This is a genomic window from Thioalkalivibrio paradoxus ARh 1, from assembly GCF_000227685.2.
In the GTDB taxonomy this organism is placed as follows: Bacteria; Pseudomonadota; Gammaproteobacteria; order Ectothiorhodospirales; family Ectothiorhodospiraceae; genus Thioalkalivibrio; species Thioalkalivibrio paradoxus.
Genome location: NZ_CP007029.1, coordinates 2616113 through 2634753 on the forward strand (window position 1 = coordinate 2616113; position 18641 = coordinate 2634753).

The 18641-nt window shown below is 66.3% G+C and carries 21 protein-coding genes and 1 other RNA gene; 6 read left to right on the forward strand and 16 right to left on the reverse strand.

Features of this window, described 5'->3' with window-relative positions:
- Positions 1-4 precede the first annotated feature (4 nt).
- The 8 genes from lepB to rpoE form a co-directional block, all read right to left on the reverse strand.
- The gene (gene lepB, locus THITH_RS11755; protein ID WP_006747882.1) at positions 5-778 is read right to left on the reverse strand and encodes a signal peptidase I; all 774 of its coding nucleotides are present in this window, start codon (positions 776-778) and stop codon (positions 5-7) included.
- A 64-nt stretch (positions 779-842) separates the two neighbouring features.
- Positions 843-2651 (reverse strand): translation elongation factor 4, encoded by a 1809-nt coding sequence (gene lepA / locus THITH_RS11760; RefSeq protein WP_006747881.1) that lies wholly within the window; start codon positions 2649-2651, stop codon positions 843-845.
- Complete coding sequence (locus tag THITH_RS11765) at positions 2644-2913, reverse strand: glutaredoxin family protein (RefSeq protein ID WP_006747880.1); 270 nt, start codon at positions 2911-2913, stop codon at positions 2644-2646. Before THITH_RS11765 ends, lepA begins: the two co-directional genes overlap by 8 nt.
- A 70-nt stretch (positions 2914-2983) precedes the next feature.
- Positions 2984-4390: a DegQ family serine endoprotease gene (locus THITH_RS11770; protein WP_041483440.1), complete on the reverse strand. Its 1407-nt coding sequence runs from the start codon at positions 4388-4390 to the stop codon at positions 2984-2986.
- Positions 4391-4550: 160 nt separating this feature from the next.
- On the reverse strand, positions 4551-5021 hold the full coding sequence (locus tag THITH_RS11775; protein ID WP_006747878.1) for a SoxR reducing system RseC family protein: 471 nt from the start codon (positions 5019-5021) through the stop codon (positions 4551-4553).
- Positions 5022-5035: 14 nt separating this feature from the next.
- Positions 5036-6025 (reverse strand): MucB/RseB C-terminal domain-containing protein, encoded by a 990-nt coding sequence (locus THITH_RS11780; protein ID WP_006747877.1) that lies wholly within the window; start codon positions 6023-6025, stop codon positions 5036-5038.
- Between the two features lie 6 nt (positions 6026-6031).
- Entirely contained in the window at positions 6032-6559 is a 528-nt protein-coding gene (locus tag THITH_RS11785; RefSeq protein WP_025367527.1) for a sigma-E factor negative regulatory protein, read from the reverse strand.
- A gap of 10 nt (positions 6560-6569) precedes the next feature.
- Positions 6570-7148 (reverse strand): RNA polymerase sigma factor RpoE, encoded by a 579-nt coding sequence (gene rpoE / locus THITH_RS11790; RefSeq protein ID WP_006747875.1) that lies wholly within the window; start codon positions 7146-7148, stop codon positions 6570-6572.
- Between the two features lie 144 nt (positions 7149-7292).
- On the opposite strand from rpoE, the gene nadB reads away from it, so the two are divergent.
- On the forward strand, positions 7293-8918 hold the full coding sequence (nadB, locus tag THITH_RS11795) for an L-aspartate oxidase (RefSeq protein WP_006747874.1): 1626 nt from the start codon (positions 7293-7295) through the stop codon (positions 8916-8918).
- Positions 8919-8981: 63 nt separating this feature from the next.
- On the opposite strand, the gene orn is transcribed toward nadB, so the two are convergent.
- A complete protein-coding gene (gene orn, locus THITH_RS11800) occupies positions 8982-9551 on the reverse strand; it encodes an oligoribonuclease (protein WP_006747873.1) in 570 nt (189 codons plus the stop codon).
- An 89-nt stretch (positions 9552-9640) separates the two neighbouring features.
- On the opposite strand from orn, the gene THITH_RS11805 reads away from it, so the two are divergent.
- From THITH_RS11805 to rsgA, 3 genes are all read left to right on the forward strand, one after another.
- Entirely contained in the window at positions 9641-9943 is a 303-nt protein-coding gene (locus tag THITH_RS11805; RefSeq protein ID WP_006747872.1) for a c-type cytochrome, read from the forward strand.
- An 18-nt stretch (positions 9944-9961) separates the two neighbouring features.
- Positions 9962-10297, forward strand: coding sequence for a 4a-hydroxytetrahydrobiopterin dehydratase (locus THITH_RS11810; RefSeq protein ID WP_006747871.1), 336 nt, complete (start codon positions 9962-9964; stop codon positions 10295-10297).
- Between the two features lie 126 nt (positions 10298-10423).
- Positions 10424-11365 carry a ribosome small subunit-dependent GTPase A gene (gene rsgA / locus THITH_RS11815; protein WP_006747870.1) on the forward strand — a complete coding sequence of 314 codons (942 nt, stop codon included), beginning with the start codon at positions 10424-10426 and terminating at the stop codon, positions 11363-11365.
- Positions 11366-11388: 23 nt separating this feature from the next.
- Here rsgA and THITH_RS11820 read toward each other — a convergent pair whose 3' ends face one another.
- The 6 genes from THITH_RS11820 to ffs form a co-directional block, all read right to left on the reverse strand.
- Positions 11389-12150: a hypothetical protein gene (locus tag THITH_RS11820; RefSeq protein WP_006747869.1), complete on the reverse strand. Its 762-nt coding sequence runs from the start codon at positions 12148-12150 to the stop codon at positions 11389-11391.
- Between the two features lie 71 nt (positions 12151-12221).
- On the reverse strand, positions 12222-12566 hold the full coding sequence (locus tag THITH_RS11825; RefSeq protein ID WP_006747868.1) for a histidine triad nucleotide-binding protein: 345 nt from the start codon (positions 12564-12566) through the stop codon (positions 12222-12224).
- Positions 12567-12608: 42 nt separating this feature from the next.
- Positions 12609-13205, reverse strand: coding sequence for a recombination mediator RecR (gene recR, locus THITH_RS11830; protein WP_006747867.1), 597 nt, complete (start codon positions 13203-13205; stop codon positions 12609-12611).
- A 37-nt stretch (positions 13206-13242) separates the two neighbouring features.
- A complete protein-coding gene (locus tag THITH_RS11835; protein WP_006747866.1) occupies positions 13243-13569 on the reverse strand; it encodes a YbaB/EbfC family nucleoid-associated protein in 327 nt (108 codons plus the stop codon).
- Positions 13570-13642: 73 nt separating this feature from the next.
- Positions 13643-15493, reverse strand: a complete 1851-nt coding sequence (gene dnaX, locus THITH_RS11840) for a DNA polymerase III subunit gamma/tau (protein WP_025367530.1) — start codon at positions 15491-15493, stop codon at positions 13643-13645.
- A 54-nt stretch (positions 15494-15547) separates the two neighbouring features.
- An RNA gene (gene ffs, locus THITH_RS18105) (signal recognition particle sRNA small type) lies at positions 15548-15644 on the reverse strand.
- 277 nt (positions 15645-15921) lie between these two features.
- On the opposite strand from ffs, the gene THITH_RS11845 reads away from it, so the two are divergent.
- Both THITH_RS11845 and gorA read left to right on the forward strand, forming a co-directional pair.
- On the forward strand, positions 15922-16677 hold the full coding sequence (locus THITH_RS11845; protein WP_006748344.1) for a glutathione peroxidase: 756 nt from the start codon (positions 15922-15924) through the stop codon (positions 16675-16677).
- A gap of 148 nt (positions 16678-16825) precedes the next feature.
- Positions 16826-18217 (forward strand): glutathione-disulfide reductase, encoded by a 1392-nt coding sequence (gene gorA, locus THITH_RS11850; RefSeq protein WP_006748345.1) that lies wholly within the window; start codon positions 16826-16828, stop codon positions 18215-18217.
- Between the two features lie 83 nt (positions 18218-18300).
- Here gorA and THITH_RS19355 read toward each other — a convergent pair whose 3' ends face one another.
- On the reverse strand, positions 18301-18507 hold the full coding sequence (locus THITH_RS19355; protein WP_006748346.1) for a hypothetical protein: 207 nt from the start codon (positions 18505-18507) through the stop codon (positions 18301-18303).
- Positions 18508-18641: the final 134 nt, after the last annotated feature.

Consider the following 18641-nt stretch of genomic DNA (forward strand, 5'->3'; position numbering starts at 1 on the left):
CGAATCAACGAATCCGATTGCCGATCCGGGAAAAATCCCAGTGCCCGCCATTGTAATCCCAGTTCAACCAGATAAAGAGCGCACGGCCGACCAGAAGATCCTCGGACACGAAGCCCCACATCCGGCTGTCGTTGCTATTGTCGCGGTTGTCGCCCACCATGAAGTAGTGCCCTTCCGGAACCCTCACGGACCCGCTGAGCCCCGGGTGGTCCTCCCACATCAGGATCTCGTGCGGGGTGTCACCGAGGTATTCACGGTAGCGCTGTGCGCCGGTCATCATGCTTCCCGACCCGACGCCGCTATAGGTGCCAAGCTCCTCGGTCTCTTGCGGTTCGCCGTTCACGTAAAGCCGGCGGTCACGGAACTCGATGACGTCGCCCGGCACGCCGAGCACCCGCTTGATGTAGTCCTCGGCAGGATTGCGGGGGTACTTGAACACCGCCACGTCGCCCCGTTCTGGCTTCCCGGTCTCCAGGATCACGCTGCGCGTCACCGGCAGGCGCACGCCGTAGGAGAACTTGTTCACCAAGATGAAATCGCCGACCAGCAGCGTCGGCATCATCGACCCCGACGGAATCCGGAACGGCTCGGCGACAAAGGAACGCAACACCAGCACGATCAGCAATACCGGAAAGAACGAGCGCGAGTAGTCGACGTACCAAGGCATACTCCTGCGCCGCTCCTCGCTGCCCAGGCGACGGAGCACCGCCCAGCCCAACCAGATCAGCCCCGTCACCAGCGTGGCGAGTACCAAAATCAGCTCCAAGCTGAGCGTCATAACACAACCCTGTTGTCGCAAACGAATACGATACCCCGGAAGACCGTCTGTTCCCGCCGGTCGGTCATCCTTGTTTCTCCGCGGTCGAGAGCACGGCCAGGAAGGCCTCCTGCGGCACGTCGACACGGCCGATCTGCTTCATGCGGCGCTTGCCCGCCTTCTGTTTTTCCAGCAGCTTGCGCTTGCGGCTCACGTCGCCGCCGTAGCACTTCGCGAGCACGTTCTTGCGCAGAGCCTTCACCGTGGAACGGGCGATGACCTTGGAACCGATCGCCGCCTGGATCGCGACCTCGAACATCTGGCGCGGAATGATGCCACACATGCGCTCGGTCAGTTCGCGACCGCGTGTCTGGGCCTGATCGCGGTGCAGAATCACCGAAAGGGCGTCGACCCGCTCGCCGTTGATCAGGATGTCCACCCGGACCAGCGGCGCCGCCTGGAAGCGAAGGGGTTGATAATCGAAGGAGGCATAGCCCTTGGTCGAAGACTTCAGGCGATCGAAGAAATCCAGCACCACTTCCGACATCGGCATTTCGTACCCGAGTGCCACCTGCCGCCCGAGGTACTGCATCTTCACCTGTACGCCCCGCTTCTCCTGGCAAAGCGTCATCACCGCCCCGACGTATTCCTGCGGCACCAGGATATTCGCCAGGATCACCGGTTCGCGGATTTCCGCCACCTCGTTGGCAGGCGGCAGTTCCGACGGATTGTGCACCGGCACCACCTCGCCATCGGTCTTTGCCACTTCGTAGACCACCGTGGGCGCAGTGCTGATCAGATCCAGGTTGTATTCGCGCTCGAGCCGCTCCTGCACGATTTCCATGTGCAGCATTCCGAGAAAGCCGCAGCGGAATCCGAATCCGAGGGCCTGTGAAGTCTCCGGCTCGAACTGCAGCGAGGCGTCGTTCAGGCGCAGCTTGTCGAGAGCGTCGCGCAGATCGTTGAAGGCCTCGGCACTGATCGGAAACAGGCCCGCGAAGACGCGCGGCTGCACCTCCTGGAATCCGGGCAGAGGGCTTGCGGCAGGGTTCTGCGCGTCGGTGAAGGTGTCGCCGACCTTCGCCCCGGTGATGTCCTTGATGCTCGCGATCACGTAGCCGACATCGCCGACGTCGAGAAACGGCCGGTCGACCGGCTTCGGGGTGAACACCCCGACCCGGTCGACCTCGTAGAGGCGCCCGACCGACATCGCGCTGATCCGGCGCTTCGCGTGCAGCTGGCCGGCCTTGACCCGCACCAGGGCGACCACGCCCAGATAGTTGTCGTACCACGAGTCGATGACCAGCGCCTGCAGCGGCGCATCCGGGTTGCCCTGCGGCGGTGGGATCCGCCGCACCAGTTCCTCCAGCAGCTCCGGTATGCCGACTCCGGTCTTCGCCGACACCCGGATCGCGTTCGCCGCCTCGATGCCGATCACGTCCTCGATTTCGGTTGCGACCCGGTCCGGTTCCGCGGCCGGCAGGTCGATCTTGTTCAGCACCGGCACGACTTCCAGGCCCTGGTCGATCGCGGTGTAGCAGTTGGCGACGCTTTGCGCCTCGACGCCCTGGGATGCGTCGACCACCAGCAACGCGCCCTCGCAGGCCGCGAGCGAACGCGACACTTCGTAGGAAAAATCGACATGCCCAGGCGTGTCGATGAAGTTCAGCTGATAGCGCTGGCCGTCGGCCGCGTCGTAGAACAGCGATACGCTCTGCGCCTTGATGGTAATCCCGCGCTCGCGCTCGAGGTCCATCGAGTCGAGCACCTGCTCGGCCATTTCCCGCTCGGTCAAGCCGCCGCAGACCTGGATCAGCCGGTCCGCGAGGGTCGATTTGCCGTGGTCGATGTGGGCGATGATCGAAAAGTTGCGTGTCAGTCGGGTGTCAGTCATGCCGGGTCAGCTCGTCGATCAGTGCAGACGTATCGAGGTAGTGGCAGCAGAGGATCTCACCGTCCACCGCCAGCACCGGGACCAGCGCATTGAAACGGGCCACCAGGCGTGGATCTTCATCGATGTCGATACGCTCGAGCGCGAAAGTATACCGACTTTGCAGCACGGAAAGCTCTGCGAGCATCTGCTCGCAGAGTCCGCAGCCTTCCCGGTAATACAACGTCAGGCGTGCGACCTGCCGGCGGCTGCCGGAATCCGGCATGCTGCTCAGCCGCCCGCTGGGCCGGGCCGCCGCCGGCAGGGCCCGGCCGCGGCCCGGTACCACTCGCCCATCACGGGGCGGGAATACGCATCGCGATGAACACGGGGTTGCCATCGCGATGGATCAATACGGCAACCGAGCGGCCGGGCTCGGCCGCATTCGCCTTTTCCTCGAGGTCTTCCGGCGAGGTCACGGCCTCCCCACCGAACTGGGCGATCACATCACCGGCGACGATCCCGGCGGCGCGCGCCGGGTTGCCGGTGACCTCGCGCACCCGGACGCCGGTATCGCCCAGACCCAGTGCCGAGCGCTCCTCCGCGCTCAACGGCTCGATCTGCATGCCCAGCAGGGCCTGCGGTTGGGTGGTGCGCGGCGGCGCCCCCCGGCCGGCTGCAATCTCCTCGGGCAGCGCATCGATGGTGACCTCGATCACGATCTCCTCGCTGCCGCGGCGCACGTCGACCTCGACTTCGGAACCGACCGGGGTACGCCCGACGATCGGCGGCAGCGCGCTGGAGCGAGGCACGTCGATGCCATTGAATCGCAAAATCACGTCACCGGTCTGGAACCCGGCCCGCTCGGCAGGGCTGTTCGGCTGCACCTGCGCGACCAGCGCACCGGTGGGACGCGACATCCCGAAGGAATCGGCGAGTTCGCGCGTGACCTCCTGAATCAGCACACCCAGCCAACCGCGCGTCACCGTTCCGGTCTTGCGCAACTGCTCGGCGACTTCGACCGCCATTTCGATCGGAATCGCGAACGACAGCCCCATGAACCCGCCCGTGCGGCTGTAGATCTGGGAATTGATGCCGACCACCTCGCCGTCCAGGTTGAACAGCGGGCCACCCGAGTTCCCGGGATTGATCGCGACGTCGGTCTGGATGAAGGGCACGTAGTTGTCCGAAGGCAGGCTGCGCCCCTTCGCACTGACGATACCGGCCGTCACCGAGTGGTCGAAACCGAATGGCGAACCGATCGCGAGCACCCATTCGCCGACCCGGAGCCGTTCGGACGATCCGAGCTTCAATGTCGGCAGATCATCGGCGTCGATCTTCAATACCGCCACGTCGCTCTGGGGATCGGAGCCCACGAGCTCAGCCGTGAACACGCGCCGGTCCGACAGCCGCACCACGATCTCGGAGGCCCCTTCGACCACGTGGTGGTTGGTCAGGATGTACCCATCCTGCGTGTAGATGAAACCGGAGCCCAGCGACGCACGCTCGCGCTCGAACGGCTGCGGCATGCCGCGCTCGCCGAAGAATCGCTCGAGCAGGTCGCCGAAGGGCATGCCCTCGGGAAGATCCGGCATCTGCCGGCCTTCCTCGGCGGTCGCGCGTTCCCGCGTCGAGGAAATATTCACCACGGCCGGGCTGTATTTTTCGGCCAACGGCACGAAATCGGGGAGATGGCCCGCAGCCACCGGGGCCGAGAAAGCGATCAGCACGACCGCAAGTACAAACCAACGATACATTTTCATATCCACCTTCAGGGTCCGTTTCGTACGAGTCTAGAGGGCGGGCATCTGCGCGAGTTCCCGAACCCGTGCAACTACCGATTACAGTAGTCACGGGATGCCGATCCCACCGTTACTCCGGGCGACGCCGGAGACCCCGCCCTGCACGACGGCCGTACGGCCGTCAGTTCCCGCCCGGAACCTGTGTCCGGACGGACTCCACCCCCAGTAACACCGGTTCAAGGCGCCCGCTCTGCCCTCGCAGCCAGCGGCGCACAGCCAGAAGGCCCGCCGCGAATCCCGCCGCCCCCGCGAGCACGAGCCAACCCTCCGCAATTTCCGGAACCACCCGACCCGCAACGGCCGGGATCGCAATCAACCCGACCAGCGGCAGCAGGTACATCGCGAACGCGCCCGAAACCAGCGCGCGATCCTCGATCCCCAGGATCACTCGATCGCCGCTGTGCAGACCGTGCTGCTGATTGGGCAGCCGCAGTTCCAGTTCCCGGCGCCCCAGCACCTGAGCGAGTACGCCATTGCCACACCCGCTGCGCGCCGAACAGGAGCCGCAGGTCGATTGGCGCTGCACGCGGACGGTGGCCCACTGTGCGTCGGCCGCCAGAACCACCCCCCGTTCCTCGATCCACGCCGTCATCGACAGAACGGCGGTCAGCGCCCCGGATCCGGGGCGTCGTCACCCAGGTAGCGCGCGGAACCGGCAATCCACTCCGCTGTCTGCCTCGGCACTTCGCCCACCACCGTAAGCTGGTGGCCAGAAAGCGGCCGGGCCACGGCATGCGTAGCCCCCGACCGGGTCGCGCCCTCGAAGGTTTCGGACACCTGGTCGGACGCGTCGACATAGACCGACACGGTCGCAAGGCCGTCGCTCAGCACGAAGTGCAGCGACGGCGGAGCATCCGGACCGAAGGAACGCTCGGTCACGATCACCGGCGTGAACCCCGGCGGCAGATCCTCGAACGACCACTGATCGTGGGCCGCTTGCTGCAGCGTATCTTCGGACGGAACGCGCACATCGATATGCCGCGCATCGCATCCCCGCGCCTGCAGGGCGTCTTCGAACACGACGTCGAGGAATTCGAGTTCGGTGAATACCATCCGCTCGAGCAACTGGCCGCCCGAGTCGATCAGTTCGCTGAGAAGCGGCAACCCCGTTTCGCGATGCAGACAGTAGGTGTGGCTGTACCGCAATTCGTCGCGGGCCTTCGCCTGCAGCAGGTAACAGGGGAAACCGGCGATGCGGTCGAACCCCGGCGATTGCAGCTGATAGCGGTCGCTGGCCCGGACCAGTGCCCCAGCGATCGCGGGAGGCCATTGCGGTGCGCCTTCCCCTGCACGCTCGCCTTCGGCACGAGCGCCTTTCAGAGCACTCAAGCGATCCACCGACCGAACCACTTCGCGGGCCGACCCGGTCAGAGTCTGCAGGCGTTCCCGATAACCGCCCTCGTCCGCCGCATGCACCACCCGGACGGTATCGATCCGATCACCTCGCTGGAACACGAAGGTTCCTTCGTAACTCTGCAGGTGCAGGCTTTCGGTCATCCGGTCGAGCCAGCGTTCCGGATCGCTCTCGTCACCGGCGGCAGTGGCCGGCAGAACCAGGAAAAGCGTGACCGCGACGTTGCGTACCCAGCCCCACATCCGCCGCTACTCGCCGTCCACCGAGTTGCGAACCCGGGCGAACGCCGACGATCCGGGGGCCACCAGTTCGGCATGGTTTTCGAGGTAGCGCGCGAAACGCGGGTCCGGCGCCACAACGCCGTCGTTCTCCGTCGCCAGTGTCTCCGGCTCGGCATCGGCGGTGGTCGCGACCGGCGAAGTCTCATCGCCACCGACGACCATCTGCAGACCCAGCAGGGTCGCCATCGCCACCGCTGCGGCAACACCGGCGCCGGCCACCGGCTTGAGCCAGCGGGCCTGCGTATGGCCACCGGCCGCCACGCGCAATGGCGCCTCATCGGCAAGCTCGTTGCGTATGCGATCGACGAAATCCGCCGGCGCTACCTGGCGCAGACCTCCGCGCAAGCCATCCCCGATCAGGTGGTAACGCGCCCAGGTGTCGCGATCCTCGTCCGACTTCGACAACTCGTCGACCAGCCGGCGGGTCTCGAACGCGTCGGTTTCGTTGTCCACCAGCGCCGACAGGCGCTCGGCTTTGCTCACTTGGTTGTTCATCATCGCTCGCTCAATCGTTTAGCAGCGGACGCAAGGTCCGGTCGATGGCTTCTCGGGCTCGAAAGATGCGCGAACGGACCGTACCGATCGGACATCCCATGGTCTGGGCGATCTCCTCGTAGCTCAATCCTTCCAGTTCGCGCAGCGTGATCGCGGTTCGCAAATCGTCCGGCAAGCGTTCGATGGTGCGCTGCACCGCTACCTGTATTTCCTCTGACAACAACTCCCCTTCTGGGGTTGCACTGTCCTTGAGGGCCGAATCGCCACCGATCTGCTCGGCGTCCTGAGCGTCCACTTCCGCCTCGGGCCGCCGTCTTCCCTGGGCCACGAGGTAGTTCTTCGCGGTGTTGATCGCGATCCGGTATAGCCAGGTGTAGAACGCACTCTCACCCCGAAAGTTCGCCAGCCCCCGGTAGGCCTTGATGAAGGCCTCCTGCGACACGTCGAGCGCCGCCGCATGGTCGTGCACGTAGCGCCCGACCAGATTGATGATCTTGTGCTGGTACTTGAGGACCAGGATGTCGAATGCCGCCTTGTCGCCACCTTGAACGCGCTTGACCAGGGCCTCGTCGGAAGCCTTCTCGCTCATGCGGAGACTCCCGCCCGGAGCCCCGACTCCGGTAATCTTGGCTGCATGGACCCTGTAATCATGGTGAAGTTCGTCTCGATTGCCCCAAGCGTCGCGGCACGCGGTCGGCTGCCGGCAATGCAACGGCGGAACGTTACCTGAGCCATGACCGCAACACAAATGGATCCGCCGGTCGAGCGCTTCGACGTCCTGATCATCGGCAGCGGCGCCTCGGGCCTCACCGCGGCGCTCCATCTCGCCCCGTTCCGGCGCGTGGCCGTGCTCAGCAAGGGGCCGGTCGACGAGGGCAGCACCCGCTACGCGCAAGGGGGAATCTCGGCGGTGCTGGACAAGGCCGACTCCTTTGATGCCCACGTGGCCGACACCCTCGACGCCGGCGCCGGCCTGTGCGAGATCGATGCCGTGCGCCGCACCGTAGCCGCCGGTCCCGAGGCGATCCAGTGGCTGCTCGGACTCGGCGTGCCGTTCACCCGCGAGGCCCACGAGGGGCGCAGCCGCCTGCACTTGACCCGCGAGGGCGGGCACAGTGCGCGGCGGGTCGCCCACGCGGCCGACGCCACCGGCCAGGCGATCGAGGACACACTGGTACACACCCTCCGGGAGCGCCCCCGGATCGACGTGTTCGAGCGGCACATGGCGGTGGACCTGATCGTGCACCGCGCCGGCGGCAGCCCCCGGGTCATCGGTGCCTATGTGCAGGACGGCAAGACGCGGCAGGTGCAGACCGTGTTGGCACCGGTCGTGATCCTCGCCACCGGCGGCGCCAGCAAGGTCTACCTGTACAGCTCCAACCCCGACGGCGCGACCGGGGACGGAATCGCGATGGCCTGGCGCGCCGGCTGCCGGGTTGCGAACATGGAATTCATGCAGTTCCATCCCACCTGCCTGTTCCACCCCAAGGCCAAGTCCTTCCTGATCTCGGAGGCCGTGCGCGGCGAGGGCGGGCACTTGCTCCTGCCCGGCGGGGAACGGTTCATGGAACGCTTCGACCGGCGCGCCGAACTCGCGCCGCGTGACATCGTCGCCCGCGCGATCGACCACGAGATGAAGCGCTTAGGCATCGACTGCGTGTACCTGGACATCAGCCACCGTCCACCGGAATTCGTGCGCGAGCACTTCCCGACCATTCACCAACGCTGCCTGCAATACGGCTTCGACATGACGGCCGAACCGCTGCCGGTGGTGCCGGCCGCGCACTACACCTGCGGCGGAGTGATGGTGAACCGGCACGGACAGACCGATATCCCGGGGCTTTATGCAGCCGGCGAAGTCTCGTACACCGGGCTGCACGGCGCCAACCGGATGGCGAGCAATTCGCTTCTGGAATGCCTGGTCTATGCACGGGCCGCAGCGGACCACATCCTGTCGGTTGCGGATCCGTTACGCCCGGAGTCGCTGCCGCAGCCGCCGAACTGGGACGAATCGCGGGTCACCGATTCCGACGAGGAGGTCGTGGTGTCCCACGACTGGGATGAACTGCGCCGGCTGATGTGGGACTACGTTGGAATCGTCCGCAGGCGGGATCGGCTGCTGCGCGCGCAGCGGCGCATCGGCGTTCTGATGGACGAGGTGCACGAATACTACAGCCACTACCGGATCACGCCCGATCTGATCGAACTGCGCAACCTGGTGCTGGTCGCCGACATCATCGTGAACAGCGCGCTGGAACGCAGGGAAAGCCGAGGACTGCACTACATCCGGGACTATCCCGAGCGCAACCCGGCGCTAGACGGCCAACCCACGGTGCTGACACCGCCACCGCCGACGTGACGGCTCCCGCCCGGACCCGATCTCGTGTCGCGCAGCGAACGCGTTCGACCCCCGCCCCAGAATCTACCCGGCGCCAGAGCCCGCGCCCGGCATCCGGATGAAGTGCTCGCGGTAATGACGCAGTTCGGCGATCGAGTCCCGGATGTCCTGCAGCGCCTGGTGCGTGGCTTCCTTGTTCGTGGACGCGAGCACCTGAGGCGCCCAGCGCCGGACCAGCTCCTTCAACGTGCTGACGTCCAGGTTGCGGTAATGGAAGTACCGTTCGAGGTCGGGCATGCAGCGAGCCAGGAAGCGGCGGTCCTGGCAGATCGAGTTGCCGCACATCGGCGATGCATTGCGCGGCACCCACTGCTTCAGAAACGCCAGCGTCGCGTGTTCGGCGCCGAGTTCATCGGTCATGCTGCTACGCACGCGCTGCATCAGCCCGGACGCCCCGTGGGTCCTGCGGTTCCAGTCGTCCATGCGAGCCAGCACGGCTTCCGACTGGCGCACCGCGATCACCGGCCCTTCGGCAAGCACGTTCAGATCCTTGTCGGTGACGATCGTTGCAACCTCGAGAATCAGGTCCGAATGGGGATCCAGACCGGTCATCTCGAGGTCTATCCAGATCAGGTTATCGGCATTCTGGCCCATGTGCGCTCCCTCGAGTCGTTTGCCAGTCTATCATTCAGGGCCGGATCCGTGACCGGGTCCGGCACGCCCACAGCAAAGGAGAAAGTCCTATGCGTCATCTCGCAACCGCAGTTGGCACCCTGCTCGTCGCGACCGCCTTCGCGGCACCGTCCCAGGCCGGAAACGTCGAACTGGGTGAAGAGCTGCACCAGGAGAACTGCGTGACCTGCCACGTGAGCATGGTTGGCGGCGACGGGTCGGAGCTGTACACCCGCCATACTCGCAATGTGCAGTCGTTCGATTCACTGGTCACGCAGGTGAACACCTGTAACGTGAACCTCGGAATGGGCTGGTTCGACGACGAGGTCGAGGCCGTCGCGCACTATCTCAACGAAAACTACTACCAGTTCTGAGCGCCGGGAGGGCCTGCGATGAACGACCTGAAAGACCGGCATTGCGAGCCCCCGGAACGCTTCCCGGGGCCGATGAGCCCCGCCGACCGGGATGCGATGCTGAAGCAGCTGCACCCAGACTGGAACCTGGATGCCGACCGGGGACTGATCTCGCGGCGGCTGCGCTTTGGCAATTTTCACGAAACCATCGGCTTCGTGAACGCGGTTGCGTGGATCGCGAACCGCGAGGACCACCATCCGGATCTCGAGGTTTCCTACAACCAATGCGTGGTCCGGTTCACGACCCACGCGGTAAACGGGCTGACACTGAACGACTATATCTGCGCCGCCCACGTCGATGCGCTGTTCGACTAGGTCGCGTGTCGACCGACCGGGCGCGGGGCCGCGTGTGGCCCCGCGTCCGGCAGACTCCGGCGCCCCCCCGGTCCGCAGGAAACCGCCATCGTTCCCCGTCCAGGTTGCGCGGGGGTGATCCGCAGCATGAGCACGGCGCAGTCCGGAAACCACCCGCAGTCCGCCACCGCTCCGCTCCGGGTGGTGGCGCGCTACGGCAGCGAGGTCGACCTGCTCGACGACTGGCAACGAATTCATCGTGCACGGCTGCGGCGCAGGACCGACGACGTCGTCTGCGGCGACCTCGTGTTCCTCGAACCCACCCAAGCCGCAGTCACGCGGCGCGCGAAACGGCACAACCAACTGAGCCGCCGCGACGGGACCCACCGGCTGAGAACCATCGCTGCCAACATCGACCGGGTCTGGATCGTGATTGCGCCGCAGCCCGAGGTGCCGAGGTTTCTGGTCGACCGATTCCTGACCGGCATCGTCAACCTGCCCGCACGCCCTGCCCTGCTCGTGAACAAGTGGGATTGCATCGACCCCCAACGCCCCTCGACCTTCGACGCGTTGCTCGAAAACTACCGGTGCCTGGATCTGGAACTGCTGCATGTGAGCGCACACACCGGGTACGGGCTCGATCGGCTCAGAACAGCCGCACGCGGCAGCAGCAACATCCTGGTCGGCCAATCCGGCGTCGGCAAATCCTCGCTGATCCAGTCGCTGCTGCCCCGTGAAGAACTGCGGATCGGCGAACTCGGACATTCCGGCGAGGGCCGGCACACCACCACCACGGCACGCTGGTACGAATCCGAGGGGGGAGCCTGGATCGATTCACCGGGGGTCCGCGATTTCACCCCGGAAATCGGCAGCGCCACGGAACTGGCACGGGGATTTTCCGACCTGGCCGCACACGCCGGGCAATGCCGGTTCCGGGATTGCACCCACCAGGCCGAACCGGGCTGTGCGGTCAGGGCTGCCGTCGCAAACGGCGAACTACCCGCGCGCCGGCTCGAGGCCTGGCACGAACTGTTGCAGGAAATCGTCGCTGGCGCGCGCGTCAGGCCCGGGGATCGCGGCACCCGATGATGCCAGGCAGCACGACCGTCGGGTCAGAAATTCAGTCCCATCTCGAAGCCGACCACCGACTGGCTGCCACCCGTACCGCCACCGAAACCGAGACCGTCGCTCAGCCAGTCATCCGACGACGAACTCAGACCGTAGTCGTCGTAGAACACGCTCAGCGACATCTCGGTCTGGTTGCTGAAACGCAACCGGCTATCCAGGCTTACGTAGCCCGCGCTGCGACCGGTGTCGCCACGGTGGCCGTACAGTGCGCTTCGCGTATCGCCCTCGCCGAGCAGGGGATAGCGAACGCCGACGCGCACCCGGCTGCGCAGGCTGCCCGATTCATAGGTAGGCCCGGTGCTGAAATCCGTGACCATGAACGAGCTTGGGCTGCCGAGGTCCTGATCCAGATCGAAGCCGAGTGGCTGATCCCAGCTCGGCGCATACATACCCAGGCCAAGGTCGACGCCGTACCCGAAGCCGCTGCCGCCAAACCGGTGCAGATACCCACCGCTGGTTTCCACCGACTGTTCGGCAAGGCCGGGAGCCGCCGCGGACGGCAGCCGGCTGGAACGCACTTCCAGATTGAGCGAATGGCCGCGTTGCACGTCGTTACGGAACCCGGGACGCAGCCGGTCCGCCGAAGTGAACGCGTCGAGATTCGCCCGGGCATCATCGCCCGGGGTGTACCCGAGCGAATACAGGGAGCGGGAATCGGCATGCAACGCGCCCGATGCCAGCACGAACGGCAACACGCCCAAGACCAGCTTGAGCGCGAAACGAGTTGTTCGATGGCATGCGTTCATCTGTCGAGTTCTCCCCGCAGGGCCAACCCCGTTCCGGACCGCCCTACAGCTCTAGTATACCCTCTTTTGCGTCAGCCTGGGGGCCAGGACAAATGCCGCCCACCCAATACATGCAGATGTATATGGTAGACCGTCTGCCCCCCGTCGCGGTTGCAGTTCATCACGGTTCGATACCCGGATTCCGCGAAACCCAGGATGCGGGCCACCTCCGCCCCCGCGAGCAACAGGTCACCGAGGATCGCGCGGTCCGCGTCCGAGGCATCGTTCAAGGTCGCGATATGGCGCCGCGGGATCACCAGCGCATGTCCGGGCGCCTGCGGGTTCAGATCATGGAACGCCAGCACCGTGTCGGTTTCCAGGATCACCCGCGCGGGAATGTCGCCGGCCACGATACGGCAGAACACACAGTCGCTCACGCGTCACCCTTGCGGTCGGAGGTTCGAGGGGGCCGATTTATATCAATATTCGCGCCGCCCCGACAAGGCGTGGCTGAGCGTGCCGGCGTCCAGATATTCCAGTTCGCCACCGGCCGGCACGCCCTGCGCGATCCGTGTGGCGCGCACGCCATGCCGTGCGGCCATCTCCGCGAGGTAGTGCGCGGTCACCTCGCCTTCGACCGACGCATTCGTGGCCAGAATGAGCTCCCGCACGGGTTCATCGTGCAGCCGTTGCTCCAGCCGATCCAGCCCCAGTTCCGCGGGACCGATGCCGTCGAGCGGCGACAAGCGCCCCAGCAGCACGTGAAACAGCCCGCGGAAATCGGTGGCGCCCTCGATCGCCAGCACGTCACCGGGCGTTTCCACCACGCAGATCACGCCTGCATCACGCGAGGCGTCGGCGCAGCGTGCACAAATGGTGGCCGCCGTCAGCGTGCGACAGCGGGAACAGTGCCCGATCGTGTCCGCGGCGACCGCCAGCGCCCGGGACAACCGGCGGGCCCCCGGGCGATCGCGTTCCAGCAGGTGCAGCGCCATGCGCCGCGCCGACTTGGTGCCGACACCCGGCAAGCAACGCAGCGCAGCGAGCAGTTCCTCGAGGGCGGGCTCGGTCGTCATCGCCGCGCACGCAACGCCAGCAGCCCGAGGTTCCCAATCAGAACGGCAGTTTCATGCCGGCGGGCAAGCCCATTCCGGCCGTCAGACCGGCCATGCGCTCCTGCGTTTCTGCTTCGGCCTTGTGCACGGCGTCGTTCACCGCCGCCGCCACCAGATCCTCGATCATGTCGCGGTCATCGTCGAACAGACTGGGGTCGATGCTCACCCGGCGCACTTCATGCTTGCCGGTCATCACCACGCGCACCAAACCGCCACCGGCCTGCCCCTCGATCTCCATGTTCGCAAGCTCGGCCTGCACCTTCTGCATGTCTTCCTGCATTTTCTGGGCCTGTTTCATCAGCCCACCCAAACCACCTTTCATCATTTCCTGCTGCTCCTGCTCAAAGGCATGTCGAAACCTGTGTGATGGACATCCCGCGGCGCCCGGTGCCGCCGCTCTAGGACGCCGGCGGGGTGTCCGCTTCAGGGCGGCTGTCATCGTCGCCGACGACGACCCGGGTAACCTCTGCGCCGAAGGTCTGCTGCAGCGTCTGGATCACCGGGTCGGCACGGAGTTCCGCCTCGGCCCTAGCGTGACGGTCGGCCGCGTCCGCCGCAAGCCTGGCGGCCGGAGTGTTGTCAGACGGTGCCGCCTGCTCCCGAAGGTCCAGGCCGACCTCGTATCCGAGCGCGCGGCCCAATGCCTCAGCCAACCGAGCGCGGGTTCGCGCGGTACCCAGCATGCGATGCGCAGGCTGAACCGCAATGACCACCCGCTCGGGTCCGCATTCGAGCAGGTCCGCGTGCAGGGCCAGTTCACGTGCCGGACCGGCGGGAAGCGTACTCGCGAAGGCATGCCAGTCCAGCGCGCTGGTGCTGCCGGAACCGGCCGCTTGCGAGGACTGCCGCGGACTGGGGGCGGGCTGGTCCTGGTCGACCGCAGCGGGATGCCGGGCGTTCATGGCCGGCACGCTGGCGGCCTCACGGGCACCCGGCTCGCGGACTCCGCTTGCGGATCGGGGCGCAGGCGGGCTTGCCACAGACGCCCCTGCCGCGGGGGTCCCCGGCGCGGGCGATCGCGCGGGCGTCGCGCCGCTGGTCGCGGTGCGGGCCGGCGCCGGCTCTGGCGCCACGCTGGACGCGGCCGCAACGGGCCCGGCGCCGCGCGTGCCGGCGGGCGCCGCAGGGTCGGCTGCCCGCGCGTCTGGCGCGGGCCGGAACGCCAGCATGCGCAACAGCGTCATTTCGACCCCGATCCTGGCGTCCGGCGCATACGGCAGATCACGCGCCCCCTGGAGCAGGATCTGGTAGGCAAGCTGGATATCCTCGGGCGCTTCGCGCTCCGCGGCCTGCTGCGCCCAGCGCGACGCGGGGTCGTCCGGCACGCCGGCTCCAGCCGCCCCCGGCTCCTGCGACAGCACCTGCTGCACCGCCACGCCGTGCACCAATGCCGCCAGCTCCTCGAGCAGCCGGGCCCAGTCCGGGGCCAGCGCATCAAGTTCGCCCAGCACCTCGAACATGCGCCGCCCCTGCCTCGCCCAGACCACGTCGAGGAGTTCGGTCAGCCGCGATCTCGGCAACAGGCCGATCATGTCGCAGATCTCGGACTCGCCCAGCTCGTCGCCGGAATAGGCGATCGCCTGGTCGGTAAGACTGAGCGCGTCGCGCATGCTCCCCTCGGCGGCTTCCGCCAGCCGCAGCAACGCGCCCGGCGCTGCGGCCACGCCCTCCGACGCGAGGATGCGCTCCAGGTGCTCGGCAATCAGCGCCGCCGGCATCGGCTTCAGGTTGAACTGGAGACAGCGCGAGAGCACGGTCACCGGCAACTTCTGAGGATCGGTGGTCGCCAGCAGGAAGACGATGTGCGGTGGCGGCTCCTCGAGGGTCTTCAGCAGCGCATTGAAGCTCTTCTCGGAGAGCATGTGCACCTCGTCGACCAGGTACACCTTGTAGCGCCCCGAAACCGGTGCGTAGGAAACGTTGTCCAGCAGCTCCCGGGTGTCGTCGACCCGGGTGCGCGATGCCGCGTCGACCTCGATCAGGTCCAGATGCCGCCCTTCGGCAATTTCGACGCAGGACCGGCAATGGCCGCAGGGCGTCGCGGTCACACCCGTTTCGCAATTGAGGCAGCGGGCCAGGATGCGGGCGACCGTCGTCTTGCCAACCCCGCGGGTCCCCGAAAACAGATAGGCGTGATGGAGGCGGCCGCTGCTCAGCGCATTCACCAGCGCGCGCACTACATGCGGCTGGCCCACCAGGTCCTCGAACCGGCTGGGGCGCCATTTTCGGGCCAGCACCTGATGACTCATCTGTTTCCGGAACCCCCGGTCTGCGCGGCCGAATGTGCGCGAAAGGGCGGCGGCCCGCACCCGCCACACCCCGGCGCCCGAATCGGCCGCTACCGTTGCTCCCTTCCGGGCCTGGCGGGGTTCACGGCCTATCGTCGCGGGGGGACCGACACGGACCACCATAACGCGAGTGCCCGCAGCAGCGGGCGAGGGCGAAAGCTTCCCGGTTTCGCGGGTTCCCGTCAACCGTCAGCCCTGCCGACACGGGATATCCCGCTACGCGGCAGACGCGGCTCGCTCAACCAATATTCGTCGAACACTATCGAAACCATATTATCATTCGATTGGAATTATTCTCATCTGGCACGTAGTCTGGGGCTCGTTTCAGTCGCGGCTGGATCCGAACCATTGCGAACCAACCCGTTCATTTCGATTGAGGAGACATCATCATGGCACTGCAATCACGCGAAGGTCAGCGCGTACCCGAGATCACCTTCCGCTGCCGCAAGGACAACGAGTGGAACGACGTCCGCTCTGCGGACCTCTTCAACGGCCGCAACGTGGTCGTGTTCGCGCTGCCGGGTGCCTTCACGCCAACGTGTTCCTCGGCGCATGTGCCCCGCTACGACGAACTGGCGCCAGTACTGAAGGCACAGGGCATCGACGAGATCGTATGCATCTCGGTGAACGACGGCTTCGTGATGGAGGCCTGGCAGGCGGATCAGCAGGCCGAACGCATTACCTTCATCGCCGACGGCAACGCCGAGTTCACCGAGCCGATGGGCATGCTGGTGGACAAGTCCGACCTGGGCTTCGGCAAGCGCTCCTGGCGCTATTCGATGCTGGTGCGCGACGGTGTGATCGAGAAGCAGTTCATCGAACCCGACGAGCCCGGCGACCCGTTCATGGTTTCCGACGCCGACACGATGCTCGCCTACCTGGCACCAAACGCCGCCCGCCCCAAGGATGTGGTGCTGTTCACCAAGCCCGGTTGCCCGTACTGCAAGGCCGCGAAGGACGACCTGCAGCAGGCCGGGATGGACTTCGAGGAAATCGTGCTCGGCCGCGACGCCAGCCTGCGCAGCCTGCGGGCCGCAACCGGCGCGATGACGGTGCCGCAGGTGTTCGTGAACGGCGAGCGCATCGGCGGATCGGAAGACCTGGAGCATTGGCTCGACCGGGCGCGTATCCGCCCCGCGGCCTGATGCGCAGCGCGCCGGAAACCGGGTTTCCGGCGCGCCGTCCCGGCCATTCGGCCGCCAGACCACCACTCCGGTAAAATGCCGGCGCAATCGTGACGAGTGCCCCGTGACCGCGGGGCACGCTCATTCGCAGAATCCAACGGGAGCCCACATGGAACAGTACGACGTAATCGTGATCGGCGGCGGCAGCGGGGGTCTCGCGGTCGCCGAGCGGGCCGCCGGCCACGGTGCTCGGGTCGTGGTCTTCGACCCGAAACCCCTCGGCGGCACCTGCGTGAACGAGGGTTGCGTGCCCAAGAAGCTGACCTGGTATGCGGCCCACCACATCGGCCACGCCCGCCATGCCGCGGAATTCGGCGTGGATTTGCAATTCTCGGGCATTCGCTACCCGGATCTGGTCCAACGCCGGCATGCATTCCTGCGCATGCTGAACGACTACTGGTCCGGCTACCTGGAACGCCTCGGGGTCGAGTACGTGCCGGAACGGGCACAGCTGCTGGACGAGCGCACCGTCAGCGCCGGGGGCAAGGAATACCGCGGCGAGCGCGTGGTGATCGCCACCGGCGGCGAACCCTTGGTGCCGCGCATGCCTGGACACGAGCTCGGTGCGACCTCGGACGACTTCTTCCAGTGGACGGACCTGCCGAAATCGATCGCGATCATCGGCGCCGGCTACATCGGGCTGGAGATGGCCGGCATGCTCCGGGCGTTCGGCACGGAGGTGACCGTGGTCGCGATGGAGGACCGGGTGCTGGAAATGTTCGACCCGATGGTCAGCCACGTGCTCGAACGGCACCTCGGGGAACAGGGCATCGAACGCCGTCTCGGCGCCACGGTGAACGGTCTCGCGGGTGAGCCCGGCGCGGTGCGCGTACAAATCGCCGACGGCAGCGAGCTCGGTCCGTTCGAGCGCGTGCTCTGGGCGGTCGGGCGCTCGCCGAAAACCCGCGACATCGGCCTCGAATCGACCGGCGTGAAACTGCGCCCGAACGGGACCGTGCCAGTCGATGAGTGGCAGCAGACGAACGTCCCGGGCGTATTCGCGCTCGGCGACATCGTCGGCAAGGGTCCGCTGACTCCGGTCGCGATCGCCGCCGGCCGCCGGCTGGCCGATCGCTGGTTCGCACCGGAACGCAACCCCGTTCCGGTCGACTACAGCCAGATTCCGACCGTGACCTTCACCCATCCGCCCACGGCTGCAGTGGGCATGACCGAACCGCAGGCAGTCGCCCGGTACGGCGACCAGGTGCACGTCTACGAGACCGAGTTCGGCGGGCTCGCGCGGGCCTTCGCCGAGGGCGACATCGCCCCCGTCTCGATGAAGCTCGTCTGTGCCGGCGACGACGAACGGGTGGTCGGCATCCACATGGTCGGCGACGGGGTCGACGAAATGTTGCAGGGCTTCGCGGTCGCAGTGCGCATGGGCGCAACCAAGCGCGACTTCGATCTGACCATTCCGATCCACCCGACCAGCGCCGAGGAGCTGGTCACGTTGAAGGTCTCGCGCCCCGGGCAGAGCGACCCCATCGCGAACGCCGGGTAATCGTTGCCCACCCCGCTGCGGCCCGGGAAGCCGCGGCTCCGGTCGGGCGGGGGCCGAACGCCCCCGACCCTGCGTCCCTGTCGTTAACTGCCATGACCCGTGTGGCCACCCCCGATGATGAAAGAGGCGTAGGGCGGAAAAGGCCGAAGGCCGTCATCCGCCATCCGGCGCCCGGATTGCCGCGGGCGCCTGGGCACTGCGAACGCCGTACGGCGGATGACGCTGCGCTTTTCCGCCCTACGGGTCGCCCGGGACACGAGACAGGCCGTGACTTTCACGCTAACTGTCATGGCCAGCTGCCACCCTGCAAGACAAAAGGGCGAGCCACGGAAGGCACGGACAGACACGGAACAAAGGTTTGATTTGTTTCATATTCCGTGATTTCCGTGTCCTTCCGTGGCTGTCATTTCACGCGAGCTGCCAT